The following is a 23,329-nucleotide window of genomic DNA, read 5'->3' as shown; positions in this document are numbered from 1 at the left end:
CCGTTATTTTTGATTCCATAGTGCAACGACAAGGGATGTTTCATAACTTATATTTGGGGTTTGTTTTAAATTTCCTTTTAGCTTGATTTCTAATCCTTTGCCTTCAATTAACCAATTAAATTGTAGGGTAGTGACTTCGTATTCATTGTTATCTAATAAATCTGTCCAACCGCCTCCAGCATTGCAAGCGGTTTGTTGAAAAGCTCGTTTACAAGTTTCTGCTGTGCAATTAGTAGGAATAACACTTTGATAAGTCAGTTTGGTTTTTATCATTTTGTTACTCACTTTATAACCGAATAATTCTTCTGTACTGTTTTTGGAGGTATTTTTCCCATTTTTCATACAAGTTTTTGGTGAGTCTTTGCCAATACATCCATTTTTATTTAAATCATAAAAGAACAACACGCAGCTATTAAGTGGGGCGTTATCTTCTTGACTAATGAAAATAGCAGTGCCTTGTTCATCTAATTCAAATAAAGATAAATTGCTTTCTGTTCCTTTTGTATTTAATGCTCTAAATCCCAATCGCCTAAGATCTTTACCGATGAGCTGTAATGTTCGTTGTAGTTCTGCTTGTAGTTTTAAATGCAATAATATGTGTTGATTTTGCGTTTGAATTTGCACATAAAAATGCGAAATGCTTAGTAATAATAAAGATGACAACGCTAGCGAAATCATCAGTGCTAATAGGGTTTGCCCTTTTAATAATGTTTTCATGATTGATTGCATGCACTAGCCGCTTGATTGGTTTTCAAACGAATACTGCCAACATTGAAAAATGAAAATAATGTACGTTCATTTTCTGCTTGTAGAATAAAGCAACGAGTAACACTGGTATTCCGAGCGCCATAAAACCGCGTGATTTCTTTGGGATAAATATAATGGCTTTGAATCATCGTTTTTTCAGGAAAATAAGGATAGTAAAAATGAGCATAGGCTTCTTTTGGGCAGTTTGTTGGGTTTAAACAATCGCAAGTTTGATCATTTTTTACTTGTGCCGTTAAGCACCATTGTTGTGTCGCAAGGTTACGATTGATAAGTAAAAACCACACTTCCGATGAATTTTCTGCCCGAGCCTGAATTTGGCGTAGAAATAAATACAGGCGATGTTGCTCTTTGGCTAAAATCGTTTTAGGTGAATCCGTTTGCCATAATGGCACGGCAAAACTCAGTGCTATACTGATGATTGCTAACCCAATCAATAATTCCACTAATGTCACACCTTTCTGCATAAAACGCTCCAATTTTCTACCGCACTTTAATGGCAAATAATGAGTAGAAAAATCACTTCATACTATTTTTGCGATCTGTATCGCAAACTTTTCCTGAAAACCTATAAAAACCATTGTTTTATAATTTTCAACTGGTTATTTTGGCAAATCTCGCTATAATGGCGCGGAATTTTTCTGTTCTTTAAAATCTGGTGGAAATATGAATCCAATGTTAAATATCGCAATTCGTGCGGCACGAAAAGCGGGCAATGTGATTGCTAAAAATTATGAACGCCGTGATGCTATCGAAAGCACACAAAAAGGTATTAATGATTATGTGACAAACGTTGATAAAGCGGCAGAAGCAGAAATCATTGAAATTATTCGTAAATCTTATCCTGACCACACCATCATCAGCGAAGAAACGGGTGCGCTTGAAGGCAAAGATAGTGATGTACAATGGGTGATTGATCCACTAGATGGTACCCGTAATTTTATGACGGGCCTTCCTCATTTTGCCGTGTCTATCGCAATTCGTGTAAAAAATCGCACTGAAGTTGGGGTTGTTTATGATCCAATCCGTAATGAATTATTTACCGCTGTGCGTGGTGAAGGCGCAAAATTAAACGAAGTACGTTTGCGTGTAGACAGTAAACGTGAAATTCAAGGTTCAATTTTAGCGACTGGTTTCCCATTCAAACAACCAAAATTAATGCCTACTCAATTTGCAATGATGAATGCCTTAATTGAAGATGCCGCGGATTTCCGTCGCACTGGTTCTGCCGCATTGGATTTATGCTATGTAGCGTCAAATCGTATTGATGGCTATTTTGAAATGGGCTTAAAAGCATGGGATTGTGCAGCGGGAGATTTAATCGTGCGTGAAGCGGGTGGTTTAGTCTGTGATTTTGATGCTGGTAACGGCTACTTACGCAGTGGCAATATCATCGCCGCACCATCACGCGTAATAAAAGAAATGTTAAATAAAATCCGCCCTTGTTTAGGTGCTGAATTTAATAATTAATGTTTTGATAACTCGAATGGCGCCAATAGGGCGCTATTTTTTTGTGAAAAATCTACCGTACAATCATATTCATCCTATTGAAGTGAATTACAAACCACGTGCAAAATTTAGGATTTTCGGTAGAATTCAGGTGAGAAAAATGCACTTTAATACGGATTTAAATTGGCGTGTGTTTTTTAATTAGTAAATAACTCGTCAATGGACGAATCTGAACCTCAACGAAGAAAACGACGACATTATGCTTCCAGAATTTGGCTTTTTCCTTCTTTTACTCGCAACAGCTAGCGCGTTTTTTCTTGCGTTAGTGCCTCAATTTGGGTTATTCAAAAAAAATTCGACTTTAATTAATGCTGCTTGGCCGCTTAGTTATATTTTTACCCTTGCGACGACGTTCTCAATTGGTTTGCTTGCTTATTCTTTTGCGGTGGATGACTTCACCCTTGAATATGTAGCGACACATTCCAACTCTCAATTACCTACATTTTTTAAAGTGGCTGCCACTTGGGGTGGGCATGAAGGTTCAATGTTGTTTTGGTTATTTTCATTGAGTTTATGGCTTGCCGCTTTTGCTTTTTTTAATCGAAAAAATGACCGCACTTTTTCCGCTCAATCTTTATCTTTATTGGGATTGATTTGCTTTGGTTTTGCGGTGTTTATCTTATTTTATTCCAATCCGTTTGGACGCATTTTTCCAGCACCCGCAGAAGGTCGCGATCTCAATCCAATGTTGCAAGATGTGGGATTAATTTTCCATCCACCGTTGTTATATATTGGCTATGTGGGCTTTGCGGTAAATTTTGCGATGAGTTTGAGTGCGTTGATTTATAACCAATCTGCACGACAAATTGCCCGCTCAATGCGTGGCTGGGTGTTATTTTCTTGGTTATTTTTAACCATTGGCATTGTGCTTGGTGCGTGGTGGGCATATTACGAACTCGGCTGGGGCGGTTGGTGGTTCTGGGATCCCGTAGAAAATGCGTCTTTAATGCCTTGGTTGCTTGGTTTGGCGTTATTACACAGTTTAATGGCGACGGAAAAACAAGGCATATTTAGTTATTGGACAACGCTTTTTTCTTTGCTTGCTTTTGCCTTTAGCGTATTAGGCACGTTTATTGTTCGTTCTGGCGCACTCACTTCTGTGCACGCTTTTGCATTGGATAACACGCGCGGTTATGTATTGTTATTAATTTTCTTTATTTTGACGGTGTTAGCCTTTGGTTTATTTGCTTTGCGTGCAGGCAGTTCATCAGAAAGTGCGGTGAAATTTCAGTTCGTTTCTAAATCGGGTGGCATTTTATTGCTGAATATTTTGCTGACCATAGCCACCGTTTCTACCTTTTTGGGTACCTTTTACCCCATGTTATTCCAAGCGATGAATTGGGGATCAATTTCTGTGGGAAGTCCTTATTTTAATAGTATTTTCTTCCCAATTATTACAGTGATTTTAATCTTAATGGTGGTTTCCCTTACCATTCGTTGGGTCCAATTTGATCGCACATTATTGATACGTTGCGTATGGTTGTTGATTCCGTCCTTAATTCTTGCTGGCTTGATGATTTGGCAACAGCTACGCCATAATTCTGCATTAAATTTCCATTCTTTCGCCTTTGTGTTATTAACTCTTGCGATTTGGCTTTTGTTCGTCACTTTATGGCAAAATTGGCGACAAATTCACTTGTCTCAATTTGGTATGATTTTAGCGCATTGTGGCGTGGCGATTGTGACTATTGGTGCGGTGATGAGTGGTTATTTTGGCAGTGAAATTGGTGTGCGTTTAGCACCGCAACAAAGTCAAAAATTGGGGCAATATGAATTTCACTATCGTCAATTTTCTAATGAAATCGGTCCGAACTTTACGGCAGAAGTCGCCTTTTTTGATGTAACTGAAAATGGCAAACCTTATGCTGAAATTATCCCAGAGCGCCGTTATTACGATGTGCGTACAATGACGATGAGTGAAGTGGGGCTTGATGGCGGTTTCTGGGGCGATTTATATATTGTGATGGGCGATTCTCTCGGTAAAGGAGAATTTACTTTCCGCTTACACTATAAACCGCTGATTCGTTGGCTTTGGGCTGGCGGTATTTTAATGGCGTTTGGCGCACTTTTTAGCGTCTTCGGATTACGCAGAAAACAGGAAAAATAATGAACAAAAAACTTCTCTTTTTTGCACCGCTCTTTGTGCTTTTAGGCGTGTGTGTATTATTAATTGCAGGGTTAAATCAAGATCCAAAAAAAATTGCTTCGGCTTTAATTGATAAACCTGTTCCAGAGTTTTATCAGGCTAATTTACATGAGCCATCACAAATCGTAAGCCCTAAAGATTTTCCTAAACAGCCATTTTTATTAAATGTGTGGGGCAGTTGGTGTGGTTATTGCAAGGAAGAACATCCTCTGTTAATTGAGATTGCAAAAACTTTGCCTATTGTGGGTGTAGATTATCGCGACAATCCGCAAAATGGCATTGAAATGCTTAAGCGAATGGCCAATCCGTTCGTCTTAACCATTGATGATAGCCAGGGGGAATTGGGATTAAAATTAGGTGTAGATGGCGCACCAGAAACTTATCTTGTGGATGAAAATGGTGTGATTCGTTATCGCCATTCTGGTTTACTGGATAAAGAAACTTGGCAAACGGTATTGTTGCCAAAAATTGAAGCATTGAAGAACAAATGAAAAGCATATTAGATATTTTTACTCGTGGTTTTATTCAGGTTCAAAAAACAGTTTTTTTTGCGACCGCACTTTTATTCGCATTTTCCTTATTCGCCCAAGCGGAAATGGTGGATACCTATCAATTCCAAAATCAAGATGATCGTACTCGCGCCGTAGAGTTGGCAAAATCTTTACGCTGTCCACAATGTCAAAATCAAAATTTGGTGGAATCTAATTCTCCAATTGCTTATGACTTGCGTCTTGAAGTGTACAAAATGGTGGATGAGGGCAAAACTAATCAGCAAATTATTGATCAAATGACGGCTAGATTTGGTGATTTTGTGAATTACAAACCGCCATTCAAATGGAATACGGTGTTGTTATGGCTATTGCCAATCGCTCTTTTAATTTTAGCAGCCGCATTGCTTTATTTCTCAAATAGAAAAAAATCGGCTTTATCTTCAGTCGAGCAGGGAAGTGTGTTGGAAAAAGAACAGCGATATTTTTCTGTTAATGCTGAGCCTCATTTTGATCCTAAGCAAAAGGAAGAAAAGACAGATTTCTTTGGGAAAAGTAACCATAAACTTTCTTTTGTGGTTTTCTTTTTATTAATTGCTATTCCGACCGTTTATTATTTTTCTCTTGATCGTTTTAGTCGTGTTCAACAAGGCGAGCAATCCATGATTGAGCAACATAATCAAAATGTTGAAATGAATGATGAACACAAAAATGAAAATGTGATTGAGAAGATCCAAAGCAAACTGCGTACCGATCCGAATAATGCGGAAACTTGGCTTCAACTTGGGGAAGCTTATGTGCAGAATAATGAATTTGACAGTGCGCTTATTGCTTATTCTAACGCGGAAAAAATATTAGGCAGTAAACCTAATATTTTAGGCTTGGCAGCAACCGCACTTTATTATCAAGCAGGCCAGCAAGTGACCCCAAAAGTAGAACAACTTTTGAATGAAGCGTTGGCAAAAGATAAAAATGAAGTATCTAGCCTTTCTTTGTTGGCGACGATTGCCTTAGAAAATCGTCAATATCAACAAGCCAGTGCGTATTTACAGCAATTATTAGATTCTGGTAATGCGGCAGTGGATCGTCGTTCTGTTATTCAACGAATGAAGATGTTGGATTTTTTACAACGTGGTGAAAAAGGGCAAAATCCGTGAGCCAATATTCTGAAAATATTATTATTGGTGCAGGGGCGGCAGGATTATTTTGTGCCGCACAGTTGGCTAAATTAGGCAAGTCGGTGACAGTTTTCGACAACGGAAAAAAAATCGGACGTAAGATTTTGATGTCGGGTGGAGGGTTTTGTAATTTCACCAATTTAGAAGTTACGCCTGCTCATTATCTTTCGCAAAATCCTCATTTCGTTAAATCGGCACTGGCTCGTTATACCAACTGGGATTTTATTTCTCTTGTGGCGGAGCAGGGGATTGCTTATCACGAAAAGGAATTGGGGCAATTATTTTGCGATGATGGCGCAGAACGAATCGTTGAAATGCTGAAATCTGAATGCGATAAATATGGTGCTAAGATTTTATTGCGTAGCGAAGTTTCTCAAGTTGAACGCATTCAAAATGATGAAAAAGTGCGGTTTGTTTTACAGGTAAATTTAACCCAATGGCAATGTAAAAATTTGATTGTCGCCACAGGTGGGCTTTCTATGCCAGGGCTTGGTTCAACGCCATTTGGCTATCAAATTGCAGAACAATTTTCTATTCCCGTTATTCCTCCTCGCGCGAGTTTGGTGCCTTTTACTTATCGAGAAACAGATAAATTTTTAACCGCACTTTCAGGCATTAGCTTACCAGTCACGATCACGGCACAGTGCGGAAAATCTTTTCATAACCAGCTTTTGTTTACTCATCGTGGTATTTCAGGCCCTGCGGTATTGCAAATTTCTAATTATTGGCAACCCACTGAGTCAGTAGAAATCGATTTATTACCGAACCACAATTTGGAAGAGGAAATTAATCAAGCAAAACAATCTTCACCAAAACAAATGTTGAAAACCATCTTGGTTCGATTACTTCCGAAAAAATTGGTCGAGCTTTGGATTGAACAAGGCATTGTGCAAGATGAAGTTATCGCTAACATCAGTAAAGTGCGGGTAAAAAATCTGGTGGATTTTATTCATCACTGGCAATTCACCCCTAATGGCACAGAAGGCTATCGTACGGCTGAAGTGACAATGGGCGGTGTGGATACTAAAGTAATTTCTTCTAAAACGATGGAAAGTAACCAAGTAAGCGGTTTATATTTTATTGGTGAAGTATTGGATGTGACAGGCTGGCTCGGCGGCTATAATTTCCAATGGGCGTGGAGCTCGGCTTATGCTTGTTCACAAGGAATTAGTGAAAAATAGAAGGGATATTGAAAATACGTTAAAATTCTTTTAATTAAATCATAAAATAAGTAAGTAAAATATCAAAAATCCTCCCATTACATGCAGATACTGTAGGCCCTTATTTACGTTCATAAGGATTAAAATAGGCTCGTTTAAAATTTGCATAAGGTGAAATCTCTCGTGAACAATTAACTGAGATTGAAGATCAAGCAATTACAAAGTTATTCCAAGCATTAGTTAGATGCAGGTATTCAAATTATCTATTTATTGAGCATTTAAAGAAATTGAATGTTATTGTTGGTGATCGTAGCATAGTTAAATACACCATCCCTAGTCCCAATCAATTAATGTATCCTATTCAGTGGGATACGGGCATTTATGCTACACGCGAAGAAATCGCTAAAGAGGTTTGGGGCGAGGATTAATTTGATTTTATTGGTAGATAATAAATGGCTCCTTATGGAGCCATTTTTTAACGCTGAATTAAGTAACGTAATTTTGTTCCATCTTGCTCTACACTTAGCAGTGTATAGCCATGATTTTTAGTATCAATAGGAATGTTGTTGATAGATTGTGCGCAATCGCTTAATAGTTCTAAAATTTCACCTTTTTGTAATTGTGGCATGGTTTCTAACATTACAATAGCGGGGTAAGGGCAGGGTTCGCCTAACGTATCTAATGTATAATCGGGTGAAATGTCTTTTGGATCTTTATCTAATTTTTGAACAATAGTAAATGCCATGATTATGCTCCTTTTGGTTAATTACATCCACAGCCAGTTTGTGCGGTTATTTGAGATTTTGCTTTGGCTAAGAAACGACGTTCCCACCAGACTACGGCAATTAAACATAAAATTAATAAACCGTAATTCACAAGTAAGCCACCTACGGGCCCGAAAGATTTTAGTAAATTAAGTTTTTCGTAATCAAGTGCTAAAACAGGAGCGATATCATCCCAAACATAGGCGAGATAAGTTGAACCGACTACGTTACCTAAGCCAACCCACATAAAGTGTACTTGACCTTCCATTGAGCGATACATCCAACCTGTTTCACAACCACCAGCGAGTACAATACCAAAGCCGAATAATAAACCGCCAATAATCGCATTGGGACCAGCCCACATAATCTTAGGCGAGACGCCAAGTTGAATGTAGCTAAATACACCAATGGTGCCCACTAATATTCCAAAAATAATCGCTTTTGCCATATAAGCACGCCCAGTTACCCATAAGTCCCGGAAAGCTGAGGTAAAACAAATTTGAGCACGTTCAATTAATAACCCGAAAGCCAAACCACAAACCATAGCAAAACCAAGTTTAATAGATTGAGTCATTACATAAAGTGAAGCAATAAGATAAGCAAAAAATACAACCATACCAATCCAGAAACGGCGTTGTGCTTGTTTAGGATCTGTTTCTTTTATTTTCGCTGCACCTTTTTTCAGTTCTAATTTAACGCGAAATATTGGTAATAATGTGACTTTCACACCCGCATAAGTACCTATTGCTGTTGCGATAGTGAAGAACCAAGCGTGTACCGAAAATTGTGGAATACCTGTAAAAAGTGAAGCTAAATTACATCCCATTGCTAAACGTGCACCAAATCCTGCTAATGCACCGCCAATTAAAGCCTGAATAATCCGACGTTTATGTGGTTGGTTGCGCCATTTTACATTATTTGCCCAAAGTGCCGCAGAAATACAACCTGCAAACATGCCTAAGATCATGACACCATCAACACGTGAGAAGATATTACCTTGCATTCCTATGATTTTGTAGTAACTCCATTCAGATATATCAACGCCTAATGCTTGTAATGCATGTCCTCCCCACCGAGTAAATTCCCCTGTAACAGCCCAATAAGTGCCTGTTACCCCAAAGTAATAAGCGGAAAGTAAACCTGCTGCAGTCACAGCGACAATCGGATTCCAGTATTTAATTAAGTAATTTTGTTTAAATTGTAGCCAAATCTCTTTCATAAGATAACCTAAATTTATTGAAAAGAAAGATTTGCAAGAAAGGTATAAATAATGAATGCAGTGAAAAAAGAAGTGCCCATTTTCCTATACACAAAACTTGCGATATAAGACAAATGAAATTTGTCAGGCAAAATAATAACATTATTTTAACAATAAAGGCAAAATCTTTATGACTTTGCCTTTATAGGTATCGTATTTTTTGATTAAAGAATATCTAATAATTCTACTTCAAATACAAGTGTTGAGAATGGCGGAATTGATGCGCCAGCGCCACGTTCACCATAAGCAAGTTCGTGTGGAATAGTGAGTTTCCATTTAGAACCCACAGGCATCATTTGTAATGCTTCAACCCAACCACGGATTACACCATTTACAGGAAATTCAGCTGGCGTACCACGAGCCACAGAACTGTCGAATACTGTGCCATCTGGTAATGTACCGGTATAGTGTACTCGCACTTTATCTGTTGCAGCTGGTTTTGCGCCATTGCCTTCAGTTATGATTTCGTATTGTAAACCGCTGTCGGTTACGTTTACCCCTGCTTTTTTCGCATTTTCTTCTAAGAATTTTTTGCCTTCTTCTTCAATGGCTTTAAATTGCGCTTGTTGTGCTTCAGCGGCTTGTTGTTGAAGTGCTTGAACAGAATGCATTAAGTCATTGATGTCTAATGCGGGTTGATTATGATTTAATGCGTCAAAAATGCCTTTTGCCACAGCTTCAACGGTGATCTCCATTTGGCTATCGGCTAATTGTTGTCCAATTTGTAAACCAATACCGTAGCTACCTTTTTCAGAAACGCTTTCTAATTTTACTTGTTCAAAATTCATTTGATGTTTTCCTTTCGTTAAAAATTATTTTTTATATGCCAAGATTTCGCCCATGCGAACAGGTTCGTTGACGCTTAGATGATCAGCTAAACGGACTTGATTTGCTTGGAATAAATTAATTACTGTCGAACCAAGTTGGAACCAACCCATTTCTTGACCTTTCAATAATTTGACCGCACTTTCGCCTTCATAAGTCCAAGTTTTCACTTCGTTGTGGCGTGGTGGATTAATTACGCCCGCCCAAGTTGTGCCAATACTTGCAGTGATGGTTGCGCCGACTAAAATTTGTACCATTGTGCCAAATTCAGTATCAAATACACAAATCACGCGTTCATTACGCGCAAATAAATTTGGTACATGTTGGGCTAAAAATGGATTCACAGAGAATAAATCACCCGGCACATAAATCATTTTGCGTAGCGTACCATCACACGGCATATGTACTCGGTGATAATCACGAGGAGAAAGATAAGTAGTGGCAAATTCACCATTTTTAAAGGTTTCCACTAATTCTTTATCTTCTGCCAGTAAGTCTTCTAGGCTGAAAAAATGCCCTTTTGCTTGCAATAAAAGATTATCGTCAATATGACCGCACTCGCTAATGCGACCGTCTGCTGGTAAACAAAGTGCGGTAGGATTTTGATTAATTGGACGCGCGTTTTCTTTTAACGGACGAATAAAAAATTCATTAAAACTTGCGTAATCAGAAAATTGTTCTTTTTGCGCAATACTCATATCAATGTTGTATTTTTTCGCAAAAGCTTTAATTACAACATGGGTTAGTACACCCCATTTTTGTTTAGCAAACCAGCCTGCAATTTGAGTTAAATAAATTTGCGGCATGACATATTGAAATGCCACTTTCAAGCGTTGCCAATAAGAATTTGAAGTCATCATTATCTTTCCTTGTTAAAAAAAAGAGGCGTGATTATAGCAATTTTTTTTATTCTTCCAACTATTTAAATAATGACAGCTACAGAACAATTATGTTTTAATATTAGCAATTCATTTCCGCCATCAGTATTAAGGTTTAATCTATGTTTAGCGGCTTATTTATTGGAATAGCTTTCGGTATTCTACTTCAACGTACACAATTCTGTTTTGTTTCTGGTTTTCGTCGTTTTTTATTTGAAAAAAACTTCCGTTTTTTTACCGCACTTTTAATTGCTGTCAGTGTGCAATCTATCGGGTTTTTTACGCTGGCTGAATTTGAACTCATCAAAATTCCTACATCTCAGTTGCCTGTGCTTGCCAGTATTTTAGGTGGATTATTATTTGGCATTGGTATGGTGTTAAGTAATTGTTGTGGGAGCGGAGCTTGGTTTCGCAGTGCTGAAGGGGCGTTAGGCAGTTTACTTGCTCTGTTTGCTTTTGCGCTCACAATGGCTTCAACACAAACTGGCAGCCTTCGTCAATTCATTGGCGGATTAACCCAACAAACCACACAATGGAATAATATTTATTTAACATTCTCCATTTCTCCTTGGTGGTTGGTTGCGATTTTAATTATCGCCACGCTGATTCTGTTTTCTCGCCGTGAAAAAATTGTTTCCCAAGAAAATCTTTTAAATCTTTCATTTTTTGACCGCACTTTTAAGCGTAGTTGGAATCCTTATTTGGGTGCGTTATTAATCGGTTTGTTGGGTGTTGTCGCTTGGTATTTTAGTGCTAAGGCCGGACGTAATTTTGGCTATGGTATTTCTGTGCCTTCGGCTAATGTGGTGCAATATTTAGTCATCGGTCAGCAACGTTATTTAAACTGGGGGAGTTTATTTGTGGTTGGGATTCCATTGGGATCATTTTTAATGGCAAGACTTAGTGGTGATTTTAATCTCAGAATGCCTCAGCCCAAAGAAGCCTTACGACGTATTTTAGGGGGCGTTTTAATGGGCTTAGGCGCAGCATTAGCTGGTGGCTGCACAGTGACAAATTCCTTAGTGGCAACCGCCTATTTTTCTTGGCAAGGCTGGCTTGCTACAGGCTTTATTTTATTAGGGTGTTGGATTGGTAACAGATTGTTAGTGAAAAGATAAAAAGGAGAAACTCAATGAAATTTAACCGCTCTTTATTAGGTATTGGCATTGTATTTGCACTTGCAGCTTGTGATGACAATCAAGTAAAAACTATTGAAACAAAAGAACTTTTGGATAATTTGAATAATCCGAATTATGTGATTATTGATTCTCGCCAAGATAGCTTTTACAACGGTTTCAAAGATAAAAATACGACGCGTGGTGGACATATTCCTAACGCTGTGCAATTTTCTTGCTCATGGCTAGATTCCATTGCACCGGACAAATTTGAATCTTTTGCAGCAGGCAAGGGGATTACTAAGGATAAAACCTTGGTATTTTATGATTCTAATCTGGATAATTTAGCTTGCATTAGTGCTGATTTCGCCGCAAAAGGCTATAAAACTCGCGTATTTAATGATTTTATCAGTTACGCTAATGCAGATTATCCATTAGAACGTTTCCAAAACTTCCAATATAGCGTTTCTCCGGAATGGATTAATTCTGTGTTGAAAGGTGAAAAACCAGAAACTTACGACAATGATAAATTTGCGATTTTTGAAGTGTCTTGGGGACCGTTAGAAAAATCCCAAGGCTATGTGCAACACATTGTTGGCGCTTATCATTTTGATACGGATTGGATCGAAAATGGCCCGATTTGGAATTTATCATCGCCGGAAGTGATTGAGCAAAATTTGTTGAAAAATGGTATTACGGCGGACAAAACTATTATTTTGTATTCAGATAATCAATTGGCAGCCTATCGCGTATTTTGGGCGTTAAAATGGGCAGGCGTGAAAGATGTGCGTGTATTAAATGGCAATCTTTCTACTTGGATGGATGCCAATTTACCAACAGAAACCACAGTGAATACACCAATACCTGAAACTCATTTTGGTGCAACAATTCCTGCAAATCCTGCGATTGATATTGAAACGCCGAAAGAAATTATGTTGGCACAACAAAATGGTTTAAAACTCATTAGCAACCGTGCTTGGGATGAATATACTGGCAAAGTGAGCGGCTATGATTACATTCCGGGCAAAGGTGAACCGCAAGGAGCAATTTGGGGCTTTGCTGGCACTGATTCTTCCAATATGGCTGATTTTTATGATCCGGATGGCACGTTGCGTAACCCAAATGAAATTTTTGCTTTGTGGAAAACTCAAGGTATTGAAAAAGGTAATAAATTAGCCTTTTATTGTGGCACAGGCTGGCGAGCAGGCGTACCTTGGTTTATGACTCAACTAGCTGGCTGGAAAGATACTTTGGTTTATGATGGTGGCTGGAATCAATGGCAAATGGATTCTGTTTATCCTGTACAAAAAGGTGCACCAAATAATATGACAAAACCGGATTCGAAAAATGATTTTGGCAAAGTGATGAAAAAAGGAAATTCCTGTAAAAGTTAATTAAGCGGGGGAAAATCACGAGTTTTCTTACATAAAAAATGTGATTTCCCTTTGACTATCTTCGCAACAACAGGTAATATTCACGCCCTATGCAAAAGGTAAAACTACCCCTAACCGTTGATCCGGTAAAAGATGCTCAAAGACGGCTTGATTATGTTGGCTATTACGCTGCTAATCAGCTTGAGCGTTTGGCGGAATCAGTGGTAAACGTGCTCAGCGATGCACAGGTAACATTATCGTTTTATATTGATCCACAAAAATTAGTGGTGATGAAAGGTAAAGTGCAAATTGATGTTGAATTAGAATGTCAGCGTTGTAACGAGCCTTACAAACAAACATTGGAATGTGAGTTTACTTATAGTCCAGTGGCTAATTGGGATCAAGCTGATGTATTGCCGGAAATTTATGAGCCAATCGAGTTCAATGAGTTTGGCGAAATAGATTTAATTGGCACGGTGGAAGATGAGCTAATTTTAGCTTTGCCGCTTGTACCAATGCATTCATCTGAACACTGTGAAGTGTCCGCGCAGGAACAGGTTTTTGGCGAATTGCCTGACGAATTGGCAAAAAAACCGAACCCGTTCGCTGTATTAGCTAATTTAAAGCAAAAGTAAATTAAATTTAGGAGTATGGCCAATGGCTGTTCAACAAAATAAAAAATCTCGTTCACGTCGTGACATGCGTCGTTCACACGATGCGTTAACTACTGCTGCAGTATCAGTGGATAAAGCAAGCGGTGAAACTCACTTACGCCATCACGTAACTGCAGACGGTTACTACCGTGGTCGTAAAGTGATCAATAAGTAATTTTTACTTATAGGTATTCACTTGACTCGTCTAACCTTGGCGTTAGATGTGATGGGCGGGGACATTGGTCCCCGTATTACTATCCCTGCCTCTCTTTTAGCGTTGGAAAATGATCCTGAGCTTTCTTTAATCCTCTTTGGCGATAGTCAACAAATTTCTCCTCTTCTCAATAAGTGTTCTCAATCAGTTTTAGAACGAATACAAGTTCAACATTGCTCAAGTGTTATAGAAAATAATCAAGGCATATCTTATGCATTGCGTCATAGTAAAGGTACATCAATGCGTTTAGCATTAGAAACTGTACAACGTGGCGAAGCACAAGGTTGTGTCAGTGCTGGCAATACACCGGCATTAATGGGATTGTCGAAGATTTTATTACAGCCTTTACAAGGCATTGTACGCCCAGCATTGATTTCTTTGATTCCGACTATTGATGGTGAAAAATCAGTGATGCTAGATCTTGGTGCAAATATTGAGTGTAGTGCGGAAAATCTTTATCAATTTGCTATAATGGGCGCGATTTTTGCTGAAGCTCGACTTAATTTGGTGTATCCGAGAATTGGATTATTGAATATTGGTATTGAAGAAATTAAAGGCCATCAATCTATTCGTGATGCTGCTAATTTACTGCAAAAATCAACCGCACTTAATTATGTCGGATTTATCGAAGGTGATGTTTTACTGAATGGGAAAGCCGACGTGATTGTGAGTGATGGATTTGCAGGCAATGTTGCGTTGAAAACCTTAGAAGGGGCAGTCAGAAATTTGTTATCTCTGTTTAAAGATAAAGTGAATTCACGTTTTATAAAGCCCATTCTTGCTTGGTTTTTTCGTTTTGTATTTAAACAACGCTATAAACGCTTGAAACGAATTAACCCTGATGAATATAATGGCGCATCACTTATTGGCTTAAAAGCTGTGGTGGTAAAAAGCCACGGTAGCGCAAACGTGAATGCTTTTGCACATGCTATTGCTGATGCCGCTTTCCAAGCTCGCCAGCAACTTCCAGAAAAAATATTGGCTGGGCTTGCTCGTTATTAATGACTTAATTTTTATTTATTATGAATAGCAGAATTTTATCTACTGGTAGTTATTTACCAAGCTATATCCGTACAAATGCGGAATTGGAAAAAATGGTTGATACATCAGATGAATGGATTGTCACTCGTTCCGGTATTCGTGAACGTCGTATCGCAGCGGCAGATGAAACTGTTGCAACAATGGGTTTTGAAGCAGCAAAAAATGCGATTGAAGCTGCTCAAATTAATCCTCAAGATATTGAACTGATTATTGTTGCAACAACAAGTAACTCACATGCTTATCCAAGTGCCGCGTGCCAAGTACAAGGTTTATTAAATATTGATGATGCGATTTCTTTTGATTTAGCCGCAGCTTGTACAGGTTTTGTCTATGCATTGAGCGTGGCAGATCAATTTATTCGTGCTGGCAAGGTGAAAAAAGCCTTAGTGATAGGATCAGATCTTAATTCTCGAAAATTAGATGAAACTGATCGCAGCACTGTTGTGCTATTTGGTGATGGTGCGGGTGCTGTAATTTTAGATGCGAGTGAACAAGAAGGAATTATCTCTACCCATTTACACGCTTCAGCAGATAAACATAATGCCCTTGTTTTAGCTCAGCCAGAACGTGGTATAGAAAAATCTGGATATATCGAGATGCAAGGTAACGAAACGTTCAAGTTGGCAGTTCGTGAACTTTCAAATGTGGTGGAAGAAACGCTTTTAGCAAATAATTTAGATAAAAAAAATTTAGACTGGCTTGTGCCACACCAAGCAAATCTACGTATTATTACAGCGACAGCTAAAAAATTAGAAATGGATATGTCGCAAGTGGTTGTAACGTTAGATAAATACGCTAACAACAGTGCTGCAACTGTGCCTGTCGCTTTAGATGAGGCTGTTCGAGATGGCCGTATTCAACGTGGACAGTTACTATTATTAGAAGCCTTTGGTGGTGGTTGGACTTGGGGTTCAGCATTAGTGAGATTTTAGTTGATTTGATATAATTATTGATAATTTTAAAGTGCGGTAAAAATTGACCGCACTTTTTGTGTTAAGAGTCAGGAGTTCGCCTGACGGCGACTTACTTTTTCTTTGTTTTACCAAAGAAAAAGTAAGCAAAAAGAAAAGTAACCCTGCTTTGCCTTGTTTCCTGAAAAATAGAAATTTGCTTCACGGAAATTTGCTGAACTCGCTTCGCTCAAACAGACGCAAATTTCCTACAAATTTCTATTTTTCCAGGCGGCAAAGAAGGGAACCCAATTTGTTCTTTCTTCGATGTAAAGTGCGGTGAAAATTCAAAATATTTTTCACTCTAAAAATGAACTCAAAATCAACTGCACTTTTTAAATAATGCTCCGATTAAATTTGGGCCCCATATAAATCGCCTTTGTGACTTTCAATTTTTAGGCAATTTGCGTCTGTTTGAGCGAAGCGAGTTCAGCAAATTGCCGTAAAGAAAATTGAAACAAAGCAAAGATCAGCGATTTAATTGGGGAGTGTTTCTTTTGCCTACTTTGCTTTGCACAAGCAAAGAAAAGTAGGTCGCCGTCAGGCGAAATCCTGACGTCAATTACCGAAAAATATTTTTAATTAAAACATAGGATAACAACATAATGAAAAAATTCGCAATGGTCTTCCCAGGTCAAGGCTCCCAAACTGTCGGTATGCTTGCTGATCTTGCAACTGAATATCTAATCGTTACAGAAACATTTAAACAAGCATCTGAAGCGCTTGGCTATGATTTATGGAATTTGGTTCAACAAGGTCCAGCAGAAGAATTAAATAAAACTTGGCAAACTCAGCCCGCACTTTTGGCAGCATCCGTAGCTATTTATCGCGTATGGAAAGAAAAATTTCCTCAATTAAAACCAGAAGTAATGGCTGGCCATAGCTTAGGTGAGTATTCGGCCTTGGTTTGTGCTGGTGTGTTGGATTTCCAAGATGCGATTAAATTAGTGGAATTGCGCGGAAAATTAATGCAACAAGCTGTGCCTGAAGGCACTGGCGCAATGTATGCGATTATTGGTTTGGATAATGAAGCGATTATTAATGCTTGTAAACAAGCAGAGGAAGGCGAAGTTGTATCTGCGGTGAACTTTAACTCACCAGGCCAAGTCGTTATCGCTGGTGCGAAGGCTGCAGTTGAGCGTGCGGCTGCATTATGTAAAGACGCAGGTGCTAAGCGCGCATTGCCATTGGCGGTGAGCGTGCCTTCTCATTGTGCATTGATGAAACCAGCAGCCGAGCAATTAGCGGTAACACTTGAGAATATTCAAATTAATACACCAACAACATCGGTATTAAATAACGTTGATGTGAAAGCGGAAACTGAAGGTGCAGAAATTCGTACCGCACTTGTTCGTCAGTTATATAGCCCAGTTCGTTGGACTGAAACAGTTGAAAAAATGGCGCAAGATGGCGTTCAAGCACTTGTTGAAGTGGGACCTGGTAAAGTATTAAATGGTTTAACCAAACGCATTGTGGGTGATTTACAAGCAATATCTGTAAATGATGTTGCATCATTCAATGTTGTAGAAGAATTGTTAGCGTAAAAGGAAGAAAAAATGCAAGGTAAAATTGCTTTAGTGACAGGGGCTACTCGTGGTATTGGTCGTGCGATTGCAGAAGAACTTAGTTCAAAAGGTGCGTTTGTAATTGGTACCGCAACATCTGAAAAAGGTGCAGAGGCAATTTCTGCATATTTAGGAGATAAAGGTAAAGGTTTAGTTTTAAACGTAACGGATAAAGAATCTATCGAAACTTTACTTGAGCAAATTAAAAATGATTTTGGCGATATTGATATTCTCGTGAATAACGCAGGTATTACTCGCGATAATTTATTGATGCGTATGAAAGATGATGAGTGGTTTGATATTATGCAAACTAACTTAACTTCGGTATATCATCTTTCTAAAGCCATGTTACGTTCAATGATGAAAAAACGTTTTGGTCGTATCATCAATATTGGTTCAGTGGTTGGTTCAATGGGTAATCCAGGACAAGCTAACTATTGTGCAGCAAAAGCGGGTGTGATTGGTTTTTCTAAATCTTTAGCGAAAGAAGTAGCTGCACGTGGTATTACTGTGAATGTAGTTGCACCTGGTTTTATTGCAACGGATATGACAGAAGTGCTTACTGATGAACAAAAAGCGGGTATTTTATCTAATGTTCCAGCAGGTCGTTTAGGCGAGGCTAAAGATATTGCTAAAGCCGTTGCTTTCTTAGCTTCTGATGATGCGGCTTACATTACAGGCACAACGTTGCATGTAAATGGTGGTTTATATATGAGTTAATGCTGAAAATCAGCATTTCTCTTTATTTAGACTTGAGTGGCGTTCTAAACACAAAATCATAGCCAAAGATTTTAGATAATGTTAGAATCCCATTCGCAGTGTAGCTTGGTTACGCCTTGAGCGTATGCAAAGGTACGTAACTATTTTTAATGTGTGTATTCAGATTGCCCATTTTGTGGTGCGACCAGCCTATAAAATAGTTGCAAGTTGATAAAAAATACATACACTAACCGCTCTTTTATGAGTTAAAACCAACAAAATAGGAAAAACAAATGAGTATTGAAGAACGCGTGAAAAAAATCATCGTTGAACAATTAGGTGTTAAAGAAGAAGATGTTAAATCTGAAGCTTCTTTCGTTGAAGATTTAGGTGCGGACTCTTTAGACACAGTTGAATTAGTAATGGCTTTAGAAGAAGAATTCGATATCGAAATTCCAGATGAAGAAGCTGAAAAAATCACAACTGTTCAATCTGCGATTGACTACGTGCAAAACAATCAATAATTTCAAGTTGGGCGACTTTTTAAGTCGCCTAATTTTTTTCAAAAATTTCTTTCTAACATCACCGCACTTTTCTCTTATTCCTGCATTGTAAAATTGATCTGAATTACCTTTTAATTCAATTCTTGTTCTAAAATTTAAAAAATATCTAGTTTTATTCCTCAAAAAGGGTATTATTTTTATAATTTTTTTATTTTTGAGGTACTTATGCTTTATTTAGAATTTTTATTCTTATTGTTAATGCTTTATATGGGAAGCCGTTACGGTGGTATTGGATTAGGTGTTGTTTCTGGTATCGGTCTTGCTATCGAAGTTTTGGTATTCCGTATGCCAGTGGGGAAAGCACCGATTGATGTAATGCTGATCATTCTTGCAGTAGTGACTTGTGCATCCGTGCTTGAAGCTGCAGGCGGTTTGAAATTTATGTTACAAATTGCTGAACGCATTCTTCGTAAAAATCCAAAACGTGTCACTTTACTAGGTCCATTGGTCGTGTATTTATTAACGTTTATGCTTGGTACTGGTCACTCTGTTTACACAATCATGCCAATCATCGGCGATGTTGCATTGAAAAACAAAATCCGTCCAGAACGCCCAATGGCAGCGTCTTCCGTAGCGTCTCAATTAGCCATCACATCTAGCCCACTCTCTGCAGCTGTTGTCTTCTATCTAGGTAAAATTACTGCAATGCCTGGTTTTGAGCATATTAGTTTGTTAGATATTATTTGTGTGACAGTTCCTGCAACCTTAGCGGGTACGATTGCGCTTTCCTTATACAGTATACGTCGTGGTAAAGAGTTGGAACAAGATCCTGAATATCAACGTCGTTTACAAGATCCAGTATGGAGCGAACGTATTTTAAATACCACAAGCACAACATTGAATGAAACCCTTCCACAAGGTGCTAAGAAATCAGTGTATTTGTTCTTATTAGCATTGGTGGTGATTGTTGCGATTGCGATGATTCCTGAAATTCGTACTATCGGTAGCGGAAAAGCGATTTCCATGTCACTAATCATCCAAATGATGATGCTTTGCTTTGGTGGTGTGATTTTACTCGCAACGAAAACGAATCCTCAAATCGTGCCAAATGGCGTAGTATTTAAGTCTGGTATGGTGGCAGCGATTGCGATTTATGGTATTGCTTGGATGAGCGATACTTATTTCCAATATGCAATGCCAGAATTTAAAGCTGCGATTACCGATATGGTTCAAACTTATCCTTGGACGTTCGCCTTGGCATTATTTGCAGTTTCTGTCGTAATTAACAGCCAAGCTGCGACTGCAGTCATGTTATTACCTGTTGGTATTGGTTTAGGCATTCCTGCGCCAATCTTGGTTGGTTTAATGCCAGCAACTTATGCCTATTTCTTTATTCCAAATTATCCATCAGACATTGCAACAGTAAACTTTGACGTAACGGGTACAACGAAAATTGGTAAATATTATTTTAACCACAGTTTCATGGTGCCAGGTTTAATTGGGGTTGTTGTTGCTTGCTTGGTCGGTGTTTCTGTGGCGGAATTAGTGATTCGCTAATTTACACACAAACTAAATCCTTTTAATATAAAAGCACCTTTAAATGGTGCTTTTATTTTATGACAACCTACATCGCCTACGGCAATATAAATCAACCTTTTTCTTTGGAATCCTTACCCGATGAACTGATTCCAGAAAATCTATATCAAATTGAAATGAATAGCTCGCGTGTTTTTCAGCGTCATCAGTGCCGCAGGCTTGCTCACTTATTACTTTTCCAACTTTTAAAAATATCAGGAAAATCCACCGCACTTTTATCTCAAATTCAACGTACCGAAAGTGGCAGACCCTATTTTCTTGATGAGCGAATAGATTTTAATATTAGCCATTCAGGTGATTGGGTGGCAGTAATATTAGATATTAGAAATGAAGAAAAAAGTGCGGTGGGAATTGATATTGAATTTCCTAAAATAAGAAATTTTACTGCGTTGATGGAACATATTGCACCAAAAGAAGAAATTGATTGGTTTCATTATCAGCAGGATTCTTTGAAGGCTTTTTATCGTTGTTGGTGTTTACGAGAGGCTGTATTGAAATCTCAAGGATTTGGGATCGTAAAATTATCCAATGTTCGTCATTTTCCTGAACAACAAAAAATTTTTTCAGATTATTGTCCGCAGGGCCAGTTGTGGTTTACTGACGAACTCCCTGTTTATTTAGCCGCTTTTGTCAATCATCAAGAAAAATTACCGCACTTTTATGAATGGAGTGGAGAACGATTGCAACTTAAAATACTACAAGAATTCAGCTTTTATCGTGTGAACTAGAGTGACTATTGAGCCATCCTTTACAAAAATAATCACTAAAATTATACTTAAATATAGTTGCAATAATGTGGTTTAGCCTATGAAAATATTTTCTTTCTTATCTTTCCTTATATTAGTCAGTATTTCAACTCACCTACATGCAGAACCCAATCATCAGCCAACCTTGGTTGAAAAACAAATTTCATTACGTCAGCAGCAACAACAAGTTGAGCTAGATTTAGCCATTCAATCTCAACAAGTGAAAGTGCCCTCTGTTCTCCTTGAATCTGAACGTTTACAATCTCTAGGCTTTCCGCAGAATGAAGCGCAATGTTTTCCTATCAATCAATTGGTGCTGACCGATTACCAAGCTGAAGAAAATCCATCAGCCTCTTCCCTTAAATTAATCCAACCAAGCCAATTTTCTTGGGCATTAAAGTCTGCTTATGCTGAGCGTGATTTTGCGCTGCCTGCTTGTATTGGCTCTGAGGGGATTAACGTATTACTTCGCCGTATTCAAAATCGTTTAATTGATTTGGGTTATGTCACTACACGCGTGGTGGTCGAGCCGCAGGATTTACGTTCAGGCATGCTCGTGTTAACCGTGATTCCAGGTAAAGTAGGCCGTATTCAATTACAAGACCAAAGTGCGATTCCGTTTGCGACCCGTGGTACCTTGTGGTTTGCCATGCCAATGGCGCAAGGGGATATATTAAATATTCGCAATATTGAACAAGGTTTAGAAAACTTAAAACGTGTACCGAGTGCTGATGCGAATATGGAGCTAGTACCAACGGATGCGGTAGGTGAAACCGATGTGGTGATTGCTTATAAGCAAAGCTTACCTTTTCATTTGACTTTGGGCTTAGATGATTCAGGCAGTAAAGCTACGGGGCGTTTACAGGGTTTAGCCACGTTTTCTTGGGATAACGTGCTAACACTTAATGATATGTTCTATATCAGCGGTACGCGCAGCTTTAAACGTGATAGCGATGATGCGGAAGGGGATTATGGCAGTAAAAATGTTAGCCTCTATTATTCTATTCCTTGGAAGAATTACCTCTTAACCCTTTCCGGTTCAAAATATTCTTATCACCAAACGGTGGCGGGTGCATTTGAGTCTTATACCTATTCGGGCGAAAGCCAGCAAATGAAAGCGAATTTAAGCCGTTTATTATCGCGTGGAAGTCTTTATAAAACCTATGTGAATGCCGCGTTATGGACGAAAAAATCCCATAACTACATCAATGACACCGAAATTGAAGTACAGCGTCGTCGAACAGCAGGTTGGGAAGTAGGCTTAAATCACACTCAATACATTGGTGAAACCGTATTACAACTGTTTGCGAACTATAAACGTGGTACGGGTGGGAATAAATCCTTACCCGCTCCGGAAGAAGAGTTTGGCGAAGGGACTTCCCGTATGCAGATTTTTACGGCAGGCATTGATTTTACCTACCCTTTCACTATCGGCAATCAGCCTTTTCGCTTTAACACTAGCTGGAATGGACAATGGAACGGCACACCTTTAACACAACAAGATAAATTTAGTATTGGTGGTCGTTATACCGTACGCGGATTTGATGGCGAGCTATCGCTTTCCGGTGAAAAAGGTTGGTTATGGCGAAATGAGCTAGGTTGGAATATCGCCAATAAGGGACATGAGCTTTATTTAGGGATTGACCGAGGTAAGGTGCATTCTAGCCAAGAAGAGCTTCAAATTGGTGATAGCTTAATGGGGGGCGCAATTGGACTTCGTGGCAAACGATGGGGCATTAACTATGATTATTTTGTGGGTGTTCCAATTAAAAAACCGGAAGGATTTAGAACCAGTCATGTGACAACCGGATTTAATGTGAGCTACCGTTTTTAATGCTCACGCTTTTAGATGAATAAATTGATTAAAACCAAATAGAATTTAAAACTTAAAGGAAATTAAAAA

23 protein-coding genes and 1 pseudogene are annotated in these 23,329 nt (G+C 38.6%); 18 read left to right on the top strand and 6 right to left on the bottom strand.

From position 1 onward, the window contains the following. Positions 1-3: 3 nt before the first annotated feature. Both DV427_RS00860 and DV427_RS00855 read right to left on the bottom strand, forming a co-directional pair. Complete coding sequence (locus DV427_RS00860) at positions 4-720, bottom strand: PulJ/GspJ family protein (protein WP_114892157.1); 717 nt, start codon at positions 718-720, stop codon at positions 4-6. Beyond that, the gene (locus tag DV427_RS00855) at positions 714-1,232 is read right to left on the bottom strand and encodes a type II secretion system protein (protein ID WP_114890978.1); all 519 of its coding nucleotides are present in this window, start codon (positions 1,230-1,232) and stop codon (positions 714-716) included. Before DV427_RS00855 ends, DV427_RS00860 begins: the two co-directional genes overlap by 7 nt. A 199-nt stretch (positions 1,233-1,431) precedes the next feature. Here DV427_RS00855 and suhB point away from each other — a divergent pair, with 199 nt between their 5' ends. The 6 genes and pseudogenes from suhB to DV427_RS09625 all read left to right on the top strand — a co-directional run. Beyond that, entirely contained in the window at positions 1,432-2,235 is an 804-nt protein-coding gene (gene suhB / locus DV427_RS00850; RefSeq protein ID WP_005633301.1) for an inositol-1-monophosphatase, read from the top strand. A gap of 238 nt (positions 2,236-2,473) precedes the next feature. Beyond that, positions 2,474-4,381 (top strand): heme lyase NrfEFG subunit NrfE, encoded by a 1,908-nt coding sequence (nrfE, locus tag DV427_RS00845; protein WP_114890977.1) that lies wholly within the window; start codon positions 2,474-2,476, stop codon positions 4,379-4,381. Further along, positions 4,381-4,911, top strand: coding sequence for a DsbE family thiol:disulfide interchange protein (locus tag DV427_RS00840; protein ID WP_114890976.1), 531 nt, complete (start codon positions 4,381-4,383; stop codon positions 4,909-4,911). Before nrfE ends, DV427_RS00840 begins: the two co-directional genes overlap by 1 nt. Then, the gene (gene nrfF / locus DV427_RS00835) at positions 4,908-6,065 is read left to right on the top strand and encodes a heme lyase NrfEFG subunit NrfF (protein ID WP_114890975.1); all 1,158 of its coding nucleotides are present in this window, start codon (positions 4,908-4,910) and stop codon (positions 6,063-6,065) included. The genes DV427_RS00840 and nrfF overlap by 4 nt, the downstream gene beginning before the upstream one ends. Next, a complete protein-coding gene (locus tag DV427_RS00830; protein ID WP_114890974.1) occupies positions 6,062-7,267 on the top strand; it encodes a BaiN/RdsA family NAD(P)/FAD-dependent oxidoreductase in 1,206 nt (401 codons plus the stop codon). The genes nrfF and DV427_RS00830 overlap by 4 nt, the downstream gene beginning before the upstream one ends. A gap of 59 nt (positions 7,268-7,326) precedes the next feature. Further along, positions 7,327-7,659, top strand: a pseudogene (locus DV427_RS09625) (5-methyltetrahydropteroyltriglutamate--homocysteine S-methyltransferase); the annotation flags it as partial. Positions 7,660-7,721: 62 nt separating this feature from the next. Here DV427_RS09625 and yedF read toward each other — a convergent pair. The 4 genes from yedF to asd all read right to left on the bottom strand — a co-directional run bounded on the left by yedF (position 7,722) and on the right by asd (position 10,950). Then, positions 7,722-7,991, bottom strand: a complete 270-nt coding sequence (gene yedF / locus DV427_RS00820; RefSeq protein WP_005627337.1) for a sulfurtransferase-like selenium metabolism protein YedF — start codon at positions 7,989-7,991, stop codon at positions 7,722-7,724. Between the two features lie 17 nt (positions 7,992-8,008). Further along, positions 8,009-9,229, bottom strand: coding sequence for a selenium metabolism membrane protein YedE/FdhT (yedE, locus tag DV427_RS00815; protein WP_114890973.1), 1,221 nt, complete (start codon positions 9,227-9,229; stop codon positions 8,009-8,011). 203 nt (positions 9,230-9,432) lie between these two features. After that, positions 9,433-10,056: a BamJ family beta-barrel-assembly machinery protein gene (locus tag DV427_RS00810; RefSeq protein ID WP_114890972.1), complete on the bottom strand. Its 624-nt coding sequence runs from the start codon at positions 10,054-10,056 to the stop codon at positions 9,433-9,435. A 24-nt stretch (positions 10,057-10,080) separates the two neighbouring features. After that, a complete protein-coding gene (gene asd / locus DV427_RS00805; RefSeq protein WP_032803387.1) occupies positions 10,081-10,950 on the bottom strand; it encodes an archaetidylserine decarboxylase in 870 nt (289 codons plus the stop codon). Positions 10,951-11,093: 143 nt separating this feature from the next. Between asd and DV427_RS00800 the strand changes: the two genes are divergently transcribed. The 12 genes from DV427_RS00800 to DV427_RS00740 all read left to right on the top strand — a co-directional run bounded on the left by DV427_RS00800 (position 11,094) and on the right by DV427_RS00740 (position 23,260). After that, positions 11,094-12,089, top strand: coding sequence for a YeeE/YedE family protein (locus tag DV427_RS00800; RefSeq protein ID WP_114890971.1), 996 nt, complete (start codon positions 11,094-11,096; stop codon positions 12,087-12,089). 14 nt (positions 12,090-12,103) lie between these two features. Further along, on the top strand, positions 12,104-13,480 hold the full coding sequence (locus tag DV427_RS00795) for a rhodanese-like domain-containing protein (RefSeq protein ID WP_114890970.1): 1,377 nt from the start codon (positions 12,104-12,106) through the stop codon (positions 13,478-13,480). Between the two features lie 89 nt (positions 13,481-13,569). Next, complete coding sequence (gene yceD, locus DV427_RS00790) at positions 13,570-14,094, top strand: 23S rRNA accumulation protein YceD (RefSeq protein WP_114890969.1); 525 nt, start codon at positions 13,570-13,572, stop codon at positions 14,092-14,094. A gap of 22 nt (positions 14,095-14,116) precedes the next feature. Next, complete coding sequence (rpmF, locus tag DV427_RS00785; RefSeq protein ID WP_005544470.1) at positions 14,117-14,287, top strand: 50S ribosomal protein L32; 171 nt, start codon at positions 14,117-14,119, stop codon at positions 14,285-14,287. Positions 14,288-14,308: 21 nt separating this feature from the next. Next, positions 14,309-15,328: a phosphate acyltransferase PlsX gene (gene plsX / locus DV427_RS00780; protein ID WP_114890968.1), complete on the top strand. Its 1,020-nt coding sequence runs from the start codon at positions 14,309-14,311 to the stop codon at positions 15,326-15,328. 20 nt (positions 15,329-15,348) lie between these two features. Beyond that, positions 15,349-16,299: a beta-ketoacyl-ACP synthase III gene (locus DV427_RS00775; protein WP_114890967.1), complete on the top strand. Its 951-nt coding sequence runs from the start codon at positions 15,349-15,351 to the stop codon at positions 16,297-16,299. Between the two features lie 623 nt (positions 16,300-16,922). Next, the gene (fabD, locus tag DV427_RS00765; RefSeq protein WP_114890965.1) at positions 16,923-17,861 is read left to right on the top strand and encodes an ACP S-malonyltransferase; all 939 of its coding nucleotides are present in this window, start codon (positions 16,923-16,925) and stop codon (positions 17,859-17,861) included. A 12-nt stretch (positions 17,862-17,873) separates the two neighbouring features. Beyond that, positions 17,874-18,602, top strand: coding sequence for a 3-oxoacyl-ACP reductase FabG (gene fabG, locus DV427_RS00760; RefSeq protein ID WP_005627320.1), 729 nt, complete (start codon positions 17,874-17,876; stop codon positions 18,600-18,602). Positions 18,603-18,874: 272 nt separating this feature from the next. Then, entirely contained in the window at positions 18,875-19,105 is a 231-nt protein-coding gene (gene acpP / locus DV427_RS00755) for an acyl carrier protein (RefSeq protein ID WP_005627318.1), read from the top strand. 204 nt (positions 19,106-19,309) lie between these two features. After that, on the top strand, positions 19,310-20,641 hold the full coding sequence (locus DV427_RS00750) for an anaerobic C4-dicarboxylate transporter (RefSeq protein WP_114890964.1): 1,332 nt from the start codon (positions 19,310-19,312) through the stop codon (positions 20,639-20,641). Positions 20,642-20,700: 59 nt separating this feature from the next. Next, on the top strand, positions 20,701-21,408 hold the full coding sequence (locus tag DV427_RS00745; RefSeq protein ID WP_114890963.1) for a 4'-phosphopantetheinyl transferase family protein: 708 nt from the start codon (positions 20,701-20,703) through the stop codon (positions 21,406-21,408). A gap of 79 nt (positions 21,409-21,487) precedes the next feature. Further along, positions 21,488-23,260, top strand: coding sequence for a ShlB/FhaC/HecB family hemolysin secretion/activation protein (locus DV427_RS00740; RefSeq protein ID WP_162790245.1), 1,773 nt, complete (start codon positions 21,488-21,490; stop codon positions 23,258-23,260). Positions 23,261-23,329 lie beyond the last annotated feature (69 nt).

Source organism: Haemophilus haemolyticus, from assembly GCF_003351405.1.
Lineage (GTDB): Bacteria > Pseudomonadota > Gammaproteobacteria > Enterobacterales > Pasteurellaceae > Haemophilus > Haemophilus haemolyticus_N.
This window is presented reverse-complemented; position numbering and strand designations above follow the sequence as displayed.

What these genes read in the sequence shown, in the direction of transcription:
- DV427_RS00745 (WP_114890963.1), top strand. Translation starts at nt 20,701, where the DNA reads ATGACAACCTACATCGCCTACGGCAATATAAATCAACCTTTTTCTTTG.
- DV427_RS00740 (WP_162790245.1), top strand. Translation starts at nt 21,488, where the DNA reads ATGAAAATATTTTCTTTCTTATCTTTCCTTATATTAGTCAGTATTTCA.
- fabD (WP_114890965.1), top strand. Translation starts at nt 16,923, where the DNA reads ATGAAAAAATTCGCAATGGTCTTCCCAGGTCAAGGCTCCCAAACTGTC.
- acpP (WP_005627318.1), top strand. Translation starts at nt 18,875, where the DNA reads ATGAGTATTGAAGAACGCGTGAAAAAAATCATCGTTGAACAATTAGGT.
- asd (WP_032803387.1), bottom strand. Translation starts at nt 10,950, where the DNA reads ATGACTTCAAATTCTTATTGGCAACGCTTGAAAGTGGCATTTCAATAT.
- DV427_RS00750 (WP_114890964.1), top strand. Translation starts at nt 19,310, where the DNA reads ATGCTTTATTTAGAATTTTTATTCTTATTGTTAATGCTTTATATGGGA.
- yceD (WP_114890969.1), top strand. Translation starts at nt 13,570, where the DNA reads ATGCAAAAGGTAAAACTACCCCTAACCGTTGATCCGGTAAAAGATGCT.
- DV427_RS00800 (WP_114890971.1), top strand. Translation starts at nt 11,094, where the DNA reads ATGTTTAGCGGCTTATTTATTGGAATAGCTTTCGGTATTCTACTTCAA.
- DV427_RS00795 (WP_114890970.1), top strand. Translation starts at nt 12,104, where the DNA reads ATGAAATTTAACCGCTCTTTATTAGGTATTGGCATTGTATTTGCACTT.
- rpmF (WP_005544470.1), top strand. Translation starts at nt 14,117, where the DNA reads ATGGCTGTTCAACAAAATAAAAAATCTCGTTCACGTCGTGACATGCGT.
- suhB (WP_005633301.1), top strand. Translation starts at nt 1,432, where the DNA reads ATGAATCCAATGTTAAATATCGCAATTCGTGCGGCACGAAAAGCGGGC.
- DV427_RS00855 (WP_114890978.1), bottom strand. Translation starts at nt 1,232, where the DNA reads ATGCAGAAAGGTGTGACATTAGTGGAATTATTGATTGGGTTAGCAATC.
- yedE (WP_114890973.1), bottom strand. Translation starts at nt 9,229, where the DNA reads ATGAAAGAGATTTGGCTACAATTTAAACAAAATTACTTAATTAAATAC.
- DV427_RS00775 (WP_114890967.1), top strand. Translation starts at nt 15,349, where the DNA reads ATGAATAGCAGAATTTTATCTACTGGTAGTTATTTACCAAGCTATATC.
- DV427_RS00810 (WP_114890972.1), bottom strand. Translation starts at nt 10,056, where the DNA reads ATGAATTTTGAACAAGTAAAATTAGAAAGCGTTTCTGAAAAAGGTAGC.
- DV427_RS00840 (WP_114890976.1), top strand. Translation starts at nt 4,381, where the DNA reads ATGAACAAAAAACTTCTCTTTTTTGCACCGCTCTTTGTGCTTTTAGGC.
- nrfE (WP_114890977.1), top strand. Translation starts at nt 2,474, where the DNA reads ATGCTTCCAGAATTTGGCTTTTTCCTTCTTTTACTCGCAACAGCTAGC.
- fabG (WP_005627320.1), top strand. Translation starts at nt 17,874, where the DNA reads ATGCAAGGTAAAATTGCTTTAGTGACAGGGGCTACTCGTGGTATTGGT.
- yedF (WP_005627337.1), bottom strand. Translation starts at nt 7,991, where the DNA reads ATGGCATTTACTATTGTTCAAAAATTAGATAAAGATCCAAAAGACATT.
- nrfF (WP_114890975.1), top strand. Translation starts at nt 4,908, where the DNA reads ATGAAAAGCATATTAGATATTTTTACTCGTGGTTTTATTCAGGTTCAA.